Raw genomic sequence first — 7,069 nt, 5'->3', positions numbered from 1 at the left:
CTCATGAGCCAAACTAACCAACACGCCCAAGTCCTCATTCTGGGCTCTGGCCCCGCAGGTTATACCGCCGCCATTTATGCGGCACGCGCCAACCTCAAACCCATGCTCGTCACCGGCATCGCGCAAGGTGGCCAATTGATGACCACGACCGAGGTCGACAACTGGCCGGCTGACGTGATGGGCGTGCAAGGGCCCGACCTGATGCAGCGCTTCTTGCAGCACGCCGAGCGATTCAACACGAAGATCGTGTTCGACCACATCAACACCGTCGACTTCTCCAAGCGCCCGTTCACGCTCAAGGGCGACTCGGGCACCTACACCTGCGACGCGCTCATCATCGCCACCGGCGCGTCGGCCAAGTACATCGGCCTGCCCTCTGAAGAAGCCTTCATGGGCCGCGGCGTGAGCGGTTGTGCCACCTGCGATGGATTCTTTTACCGCGATCAAGACGTGTGCGTCGTGGGCGGCGGCAACACCGCCGTCGAAGAAGCGCTCTACCTGTCGAATATCGCGCGCAAGGTGCACCTGGTTCACCGCCGCGACAAGTTCAAGGCTGAAGCCATCTTGGTCGACAAGCTGATGGAAAAGGTGTCTACCGGAAAGATGGTGCTGCACCTTTGGCAGACGCTCGACGAGGTACTCGGCGACGCGTCAGGCGTCACCGGCGTGCGGCTGAAGAGCACCCAGGGCGGCGGGACGAGCGAGCTCACACTGAAAGGCTGCTTCATTGCCATCGGCCACCAGCCCAACACCGACATCTTCAAAGGCCAGCTGGAGATGAAAGACGGCTACATCGTCACCCAGAGCGGCTTGAACGGGCTGGCCACGATGACCAGTGTGCCGGGGGTATTTGCCGCCGGCGACGTGCAGGATCACATCTACCGCCAAGCCATCACCAGCGCCGGCACCGGCTGCATGGCCGCACTGGATGCGCAGCGATTTCTGGGGCACTGAAACACACCCGTAGGCAGGGGCTGAAAAGCTGGCTATAATCGTGGTCTTTGCCGAAAGTGGCTCGCGAGCGCTATGCGCTTGTTTCAGTCAGCAACTTTTCGGCCCCAGTTCTGAAATTCACACGGAGAAGCGTCATGGCACGCGTCTGTCAAGTCACGGGTAAGCGCCCGATGGTGGGCAACAATGTTTCCCACGCCAACAACCGGACCAAGCGCCGCTTTCTGCCGAACCTGCAATACCGCCGGTTCTGGCTCGAAACCGAAAACCGCTGGGTGCGCTTGCGCATCACCAATGCGGCACTGCGCCTGATCGACAAGGTGGGCATTGAGCAGGTCGTCGCCGACCTGCGTGCCCGCGGCGAAATCTGATTTAGGAGCCGATCATGGCAAAAGGTGGACGCGAAAAAATCAAGCTGGAATCGTCAGCCGGCACCGGTCATTTCTACACGACCGACAAGAACAAGAAGACCACGCCCGAGAAGCTTGAGATCATGAAGTTTGATCCCAAGGCTCGTAAGCATGTGATGTACAAAGAAACCAAGCTGAAGTAATTCATTTCCCGGTTTCAGAGAAACCCGCTCGGCTCACGCCCGGCGGGTTTTTTATTGCACGAGATTTCTAGCCCCAAAAGAAAAGGGCCCGCCAAGCGAGCCCTCTTTTCTTCGCCGTTGGAGGCGTTATGCCTGAGCCGCGCGCAGCCTCAAAGCGAACTCTTGCAGGGCGGCAATCCCGCTCTCCTCGGCTTTCTTGCACCAGACCTGCAAGTCGGTCACCAACTGCTCAGCGGAGACATTGGTGCGCGTCCACAAAAGCCGCAACTCTTCGCGCATCGTCACCAATTTGACGAGCGCCGGACTGTGGTCAAGGGCACTGTCGACCTGAGCCTTCAGATGCGTCGGGATCTTGTCTGCATCGCGATGCAGCCATCGACGCGCCAAACGCATGTCAGCGAGCTTCTTGCTGCCATGCGCGCCTTCCGCCTTGAGGCGTTTGACTTCAGCGCGGCAGGTGTCGCGCAAACCGCGCGCGTACTTCGCCATGACTTCGTAGCGGTTGGTGATGAGCGCCTCTAGCGTCTTGGAATCAGCCACCGGCTTGATGTCGCCGATCTTGAGCATCGGGGGGGTCTTGCGAACCTTGGCCAGGCCCAGCATTTCCAGGCCACGGATGTACACCCAGCCGATGTCGAACTCGTACTTTTTGACCGAGAACTTGGCCGAGGTCGCGTAGGTGTGGTGGTTGTTGTGCAACTCTTCACCACCAATCAGGATGCCCCAGGGAATCACATTGGTGCTGGCGTCGGCCGATTCGAAGTTGCGATAACCCCAGTAGTGGCCGATGCCGTTGATGATGCCGGTGGCCATGACGGGAATCCAGGCCATCTGGATGGCCCAGACGGTGAGGCCGATGGCGCCAAAAAGCATCAGGTCGAGAACCAGCATCAGCCCAACACCTTGCCAGGCAAAGCGACTGTAGAGGTTGCGCTCGATCCAGTCGTCAGGGGTGCCATGGCCATATTTCTCCATGGTTTCCTTGTTCAGCGATTCGGCACGGTACAACTCCGTGCCTTCCAGCAGCAGCTTCTTGATGCCGCGCGTTTGCGGGCTGTGGGGATCTTCTTCGGTCTCGCACTTTGCGTGGTGCTTGCGATGGATGGAGACAAACTCCTTGGTCACCATGCCGGTGCCGATCCATAGCCAGAAGCGGAAAAAGTGCGAAGGAATCGCGTGCAGGTCGAGAGCGCGGTGCGATTGGGCACGATGCAGGAAGATCGTGACAGAAGCAATCGTGATGTGGGTTGTCACCAGCGTGAACAGCAAAACTTGCCACCACGTCGTCTCGATCAAGCCATTGGCAAGCCAGGCGACCAAGCCATTCCACACAGACATCAATTCGTTCATCAAATAGCCTTCAAACCGTCACAGCGGACGGGGTGTCTCATTGTAAGGGAGAGCCCCTCGCCCATTGCTGAAAAACCGAGCGGTTTACCCGGCCAGTTTCCGCTATCTGAAGGCGCTCTGAAGCAGATCAAGGCTCAAAGGCGCTCCCAGACGGCTGCAAAGAAACCGTCGGTGCCATGCCGGTGTGGCCACAGGCGCAGGAAATCGCCCCGAACCAGGCTGTTGGCCTGGGCCACATGGGCCTTCTCCAGCAGTGGCGCGACGGGCAAAAGCTTGAACTCCTTGGAATGGGCTTCGCTGAAAGCCGCGGCGATGGCCTCGTTTTCGGCCTCCAGAAGGCTGCAGGTGGCATAAACCAATCGGCCACCAGGTTTGAGTAGGCGGGCGGCGCTGGCCAGGATTGCGGTCTGTTTGGCACGCAATTCCTCAACCGACTTTGGGGATTGCCGCCATTTCAGGTCAGGATTTCGCCGCAAAGTGCCCAGCCCTGAGCATGGTGCATCCACCAGCACGCGATCAATCTTGCCGGCCAGGCGCTTGATGCGGTCGTCACGTTCGTGGGCGATCTGCACCGGGTAGACGTTCGACAACCCGCTGCGGGCCAGCCGCGGCTTGAGCGCTGCCAGCCGGTGGCCCGAGGTGTCGAAGGCATACAGCCGACCGGTGTTGCGCATGGCCGCACCCAGCGCGAGAGTCTTGCCACCCGCGCCGGCGCAAAAGTCGACCACCATCTCGCTGCGCTTGGCATCGGTCAGCAAGGCCAGCAGCTGGCTGCCTTCGTCTTGCACTTCGATTTCGCCCTTGCTGAACACATCGAGCTTGTTGAGCGCGGGCTTGCCTTGAATGCGCAGGCCCCAGGGCGAATACGGCGTGGGCACCGCTTCGATGCGCCCCTCGGCCAAGGCCTTTTGCACGTCGTCGCGTTTGGCCTTGAACGTGTTGACGCGCAGATCGAGCGGGGCACTCTCATTCAGGCTGTTGACCAGCGGCCAGAAATCGTCGCCGATCGACGCTTTGAGCGTTTCAGCCAGCCACTCGGGCAGGTTGTGGCGCAGCTTCTCGGGCAACGCGGCGCGATCCACCGTTTGCACCTGCGCCAGCCAGTGCTGCTCGGGCTCGGTGAGCGCCGCGCGCAAAAAACCTTCATTGCCTTGCCAGCCCAGCAAGGCCAGGCGGCGCTCCATTTCACCTTTGCCCGATTGGGCGAGGTGCTGGAACAGCAGGCGCTGACGCAGCACGGTGTACGTGGTTTCGGCCAGCGTGTGACGCTCGCGCTGGCCCAGCTCGCGGTGGGTGCGAAAGAAGTCAGAAACGATGCGGTCGGCGGGTGTGTCGAACTGCAAAACCTTGTTCAGCAGATCGGTGGAGAGTTCGAGCAAGGCGTTGGGGTGCATGCCGCGATTATCCTTGCCGCCCATGAGCGACCACGATTTGCCACCGCTGCCCGAGACACCGCTCGGGCTCTACCGCCACTACAAGGGTGGTGAATACGAAGTGATCGGCGTCGCCCGCCACAGCGAAACGCTGGAGCCGCTGGTCGTGTACCGCCCGCTCTACAACCAGACGGGCTGGTGGGTCAGGCCCCACGCCATGTTCTTCGAAACCGGCAATTTCGACGGCGTCATGCGTCCGCGCTTCGAGCGCATCTGAGGCCTACAGCAGCTGCGACTCGCCAGCCAAGTGCGTGACCACGCCGCGATCCACACGCAGCAGGCCTCTCACGAGCCAACGCACAGCGAGCGGGTACATCACATGCTCGCGGGCCAGCACACGGGCCGACAAGGTCATCTCGCTGTCACCCGGTAACACCGGCACCACCGCCTGGGCAATGATGGGCCCGTGATCGAGCTCGGCCGTCACGAAGTGCACTGTGGCGCCAGCTGCCTTGCAACCCGCTTCAATGGCCCGGCGGTGCGTGTGCAAGCCGGTGAACGCTGGCAACAACGACGGGTGCACGTTCACCATGCGCCCCTCGAACTGCTTCACGAAACCTGCGGTCAGGATGCGCATGAAGCCGGACAGCACCAACACATCCGGCGCAAACCCGTGCACCACGCGCGCCAGCTCGGCGTCGAAGGTTTCACGGTCGGCAAAGGCCTTGTGATCGACCACGGCGGTGGCAATGCCACGCGCCTGTGCGAATTGCAAGCCGGCCGCATCGGGCCGATTGCTGATGACCGCGGCAATGCGTGCGGGCCAGCCTTCGGCGGCGCACGCCTGGACGATGGCCTCCATGTTCGAGCCGCGTCCCGAGATCAAAATCACAATGCTTTTCATCGGCCGACAGTGTAGCTTTGCCCCTCATACAATCCGCCTCTTTCCCTCGTGAAACGTCACTGCACACCATGACTGAACGCGCGTCACAACGTGTCTTGACCGGCATCACCACCTCCGGCACACCGCACCTCGGCAACTACGTGGGCGCCATCCGCCCTGCCATCAAGGCCAGCCTGGAGACCGGCGTCGAGAGCTTCTTTTTTCTCGCCGATTACCACGCGCTGATCAAGTGCGACGACCCGGCGCGCATCGAGCGCTCACGCCTGGAGATTGCCGCCACCTGGCTCGCCGCGGGGCTCGACACCGAGCGCGTCACCTTCTACCGCCAGAGCGACATCCCCGAGACACCGGAGCTCACCTGGCTGCTCACCTGCGTCACCGCCAAGGGCCAGATGAACCGCGCGCACGCTTACAAGGCCGCGACCGATGCCAACCTCGCGATCGGCGAAGACATCGACGCCAACATCAGCATGGGTCTGTACAGCTACCCCATCCTGATGGCGGCTGACATCGTTTTGTTCAACGCCCACCGAGTGCCGGTCGGGCGCGACCAGGTGCAGCACATCGAGATGGCGCGCGACGTGGCGCAGCGCTTCAATCACTTGTTCGGCCGGGGCAAAGACATCTTCGTGCTGCCGCGCGCCGAAGTCGAAGAAGACGTGGCCATGCTGCCCGGGCTCGACGGCCGCAAGATGTCGAAGAGCTACGACAACACCGTTCCGTTGTTCGAAGGCGGCCCCAAGGCGCTGAAAGAAGCGGTGGCGCGCATCGTCACCGACTCGCGCCTGCCCGGCGAGGCGAAAGACCCCGACAGCTCCGCGCTCGTCACCATCTACGACGCGTTTGCCAGCGCCGAACAAAGAACAAGCTTGCGCGGCGACCTGCGCGCGGGCCTCGGCTGGGGCGATGCGAAGCAGCGCGCCGTCGAGCTGATCGAGTCGCACGTGGGCCCGATGCGCGCCCGTTATGAAGAGTTGATGGCGCACCCCGAGCGGGTCGAAGACGCACTGATGGCCGGTGCGGCCAAGGCGCGCGCTGTGGCCGAGCCGCTGATGCGCGAAGTGCGCCAGGCCGTGGGCCTGCGCAAGATGGTGGCCGCGCCTACCGCCAAGAGCGGCAAGGCCGAACCGGGCAAGCAGGCCTTGCCGGTGTTCAAGCAGTACCGCGAAGGCGATGGCCGCTTCCACTTCAAGTTCAGCGCCGCCGATGGCACGCTGTTGCTGCAAGGTGGCGGCTTTGCCGAAGGCCGCGAATCGGGCCTCCTCATCAAGCGCCTGAAAACCGAGGGCATCGCCGCCCTGCAAGGCGCGTTGGTCGAAGTGCTCGCGCCCTTGCCGCAGGTCGAAGCCGCACTGAGCGCCCTCGCTGCCCAGGACGAGTGAGGCCCATGGCCGGCATCCACGTCACCGACATCGAGTCCGCCATCAACTGGTGGCGCGAGCGCTCGCCCTCGCCCGACGGCATCACCGCCTGCCCCGAGGTGCTGGCGCTCGCCGAAACCTACGCGCTGATGGTGTACTACCACGAGCTCGAGTGCGACGAAGACTCCATGCCGGCCAAGGCGCATGACGCCTGGCTGGCCTGGTACGCCACCACGCCCGATGCGCCCTGCATCGCCATCTGCTCCACCAGCCAAGGCGACGACGTCTGCAAAGGTTGCGGGCGCACCTTCGACGAAGTGCAGCACTGGACGGTGATGAGCCCCGGCGAGAAGCGCCACACCTGGCGGCGCATCACGATGGACGGCACGGCCTGGCGCTTCAACCGCTACCGCGAACGTGCCGGCCTCAAAGAGTCGCCCGCCGCCGAGGGCGCGGCTTGACCCAGCACTCGCTGCTGGAGAGCGCACGCCGCATCGCGCCCCTCGCCTGGCCGGTGTTCATCGGCCAACTCGCGGTGCTGGCCTTCAGCACGGTCGACACGGTGATGGTCGCGCGC

General features: G+C 62.7%; 9 protein-coding genes. 6 read left to right on the top strand and 3 right to left on the bottom strand.

All coding sequences use genetic code 11. The annotated features are described in order from the left end of the window. Positions 1 to 3 precede the first annotated feature (3 nt). The 3 genes from trxB to rpmG all read left to right on the top strand — a co-directional run bounded on the left by trxB (position 4) and on the right by rpmG (position 1,504). Positions 4 to 954 carry a thioredoxin-disulfide reductase gene (gene trxB, locus RMO40_RS25370; protein WP_309726770.1) on the top strand — a complete coding sequence of 317 codons (951 nt, stop codon included), beginning with the start codon at positions 4 to 6 and terminating at the stop codon, positions 952 to 954. A 134-nt stretch (positions 955 to 1,088) separates the two neighbouring features. Next, entirely contained in the window at positions 1,089 to 1,322 is a 234-nt protein-coding gene (rpmB, locus tag RMO40_RS25365) for a 50S ribosomal protein L28 (protein ID WP_047498829.1), read from the top strand. Between the two features lie 14 nt (positions 1,323 to 1,336). After that, the gene (gene rpmG / locus RMO40_RS25360; protein WP_073467371.1) at positions 1,337 to 1,504 is read left to right on the top strand and encodes a 50S ribosomal protein L33; all 168 of its coding nucleotides are present in this window, start codon (positions 1,337 to 1,339) and stop codon (positions 1,502 to 1,504) included. Between the two features lie 126 nt (positions 1,505 to 1,630). Here rpmG and RMO40_RS25355 read toward each other — a convergent pair whose 3' ends face one another. Continuing rightward, positions 1,631 to 2,842 carry a DesA family fatty acid desaturase gene (locus RMO40_RS25355; protein ID WP_489660245.1) on the bottom strand — a complete coding sequence of 404 codons (1,212 nt, stop codon included), beginning with the start codon at positions 2,840 to 2,842 and terminating at the stop codon, positions 1,631 to 1,633. Positions 2,843 to 2,988: 146 nt separating this feature from the next. Beyond that, positions 2,989 to 4,248: an RsmB/NOP family class I SAM-dependent RNA methyltransferase gene (locus tag RMO40_RS25350; protein WP_309726759.1), complete on the bottom strand. Its 1,260-nt coding sequence runs from the start codon at positions 4,246 to 4,248 to the stop codon at positions 2,989 to 2,991. Between the two features lie 22 nt (positions 4,249 to 4,270). Here RMO40_RS25350 and RMO40_RS25345 point away from each other — a divergent pair, with 22 nt between their 5' ends. Further along, positions 4,271 to 4,504, top strand: coding sequence for a DUF1653 domain-containing protein (locus RMO40_RS25345; RefSeq protein WP_309726757.1), 234 nt, complete (start codon positions 4,271 to 4,273; stop codon positions 4,502 to 4,504). Positions 4,505 to 4,507: 3 nt separating this feature from the next. Here the strand turns inward: RMO40_RS25345 and purN are convergent, their stop codons facing one another. Beyond that, positions 4,508 to 5,131: a phosphoribosylglycinamide formyltransferase gene (gene purN / locus RMO40_RS25340; protein ID WP_309726755.1), complete on the bottom strand. Its 624-nt coding sequence runs from the start codon at positions 5,129 to 5,131 to the stop codon at positions 4,508 to 4,510. Between the two features lie 68 nt (positions 5,132 to 5,199). On the opposite strand from purN, the gene RMO40_RS25335 reads away from it, so the two are divergent. Further along, positions 5,200 to 6,513 (top strand): tryptophan--tRNA ligase, encoded by a 1,314-nt coding sequence (locus RMO40_RS25335; protein ID WP_309726753.1) that lies wholly within the window; start codon positions 5,200 to 5,202, stop codon positions 6,511 to 6,513. Positions 6,514 to 6,518: 5 nt separating this feature from the next. Then, positions 6,519 to 6,953 carry a DUF3717 domain-containing protein gene (locus RMO40_RS25330; RefSeq protein WP_309726751.1) on the top strand — a complete coding sequence of 145 codons (435 nt, stop codon included), beginning with the start codon at positions 6,519 to 6,521 and terminating at the stop codon, positions 6,951 to 6,953. Positions 6,954 to 7,069 lie beyond the last annotated feature (116 nt).

This window comes from Rhizobacter sp., from assembly GCF_031412075.1.
Taxonomy (GTDB): Bacteria; Pseudomonadota; Gammaproteobacteria; order Burkholderiales; family Burkholderiaceae_C; genus Rhizobacter.
Note: the sequence above shows the minus strand (reverse complement) of the source record. Positions and strands in the feature narration are given on the sequence as shown.

Coding starts and splice junctions, on each gene's coding strand:
- trxB (WP_309726770.1), top strand. CDS start 4: ATGAGCCAAACTAACCAACACGCCCAAGTCCTCATTCTGGGCTCTGGC.
- rpmB (WP_047498829.1), top strand. CDS start 1,089: ATGGCACGCGTCTGTCAAGTCACGGGTAAGCGCCCGATGGTGGGCAAC.
- rpmG (WP_073467371.1), top strand. CDS start 1,337: ATGGCAAAAGGTGGACGCGAAAAAATCAAGCTGGAATCGTCAGCCGGC.
- RMO40_RS25355 (WP_489660245.1), bottom strand. CDS start 2,842: ATGTCTGTGTGGAATGGCTTGGTCGCCTGGCTTGCCAATGGCTTGATC.
- RMO40_RS25350 (WP_309726759.1), bottom strand. CDS start 4,248: ATGCACCCCAACGCCTTGCTCGAACTCTCCACCGATCTGCTGAACAAG.
- RMO40_RS25345 (WP_309726757.1), top strand. CDS start 4,271: ATGAGCGACCACGATTTGCCACCGCTGCCCGAGACACCGCTCGGGCTC.
- purN (WP_309726755.1), bottom strand. CDS start 5,131: ATGAAAAGCATTGTGATTTTGATCTCGGGACGCGGCTCGAACATGGAG.
- RMO40_RS25335 (WP_309726753.1), top strand. CDS start 5,200: ATGACTGAACGCGCGTCACAACGTGTCTTGACCGGCATCACCACCTCC.
- RMO40_RS25330 (WP_309726751.1), top strand. CDS start 6,519: ATGGCCGGCATCCACGTCACCGACATCGAGTCCGCCATCAACTGGTGG.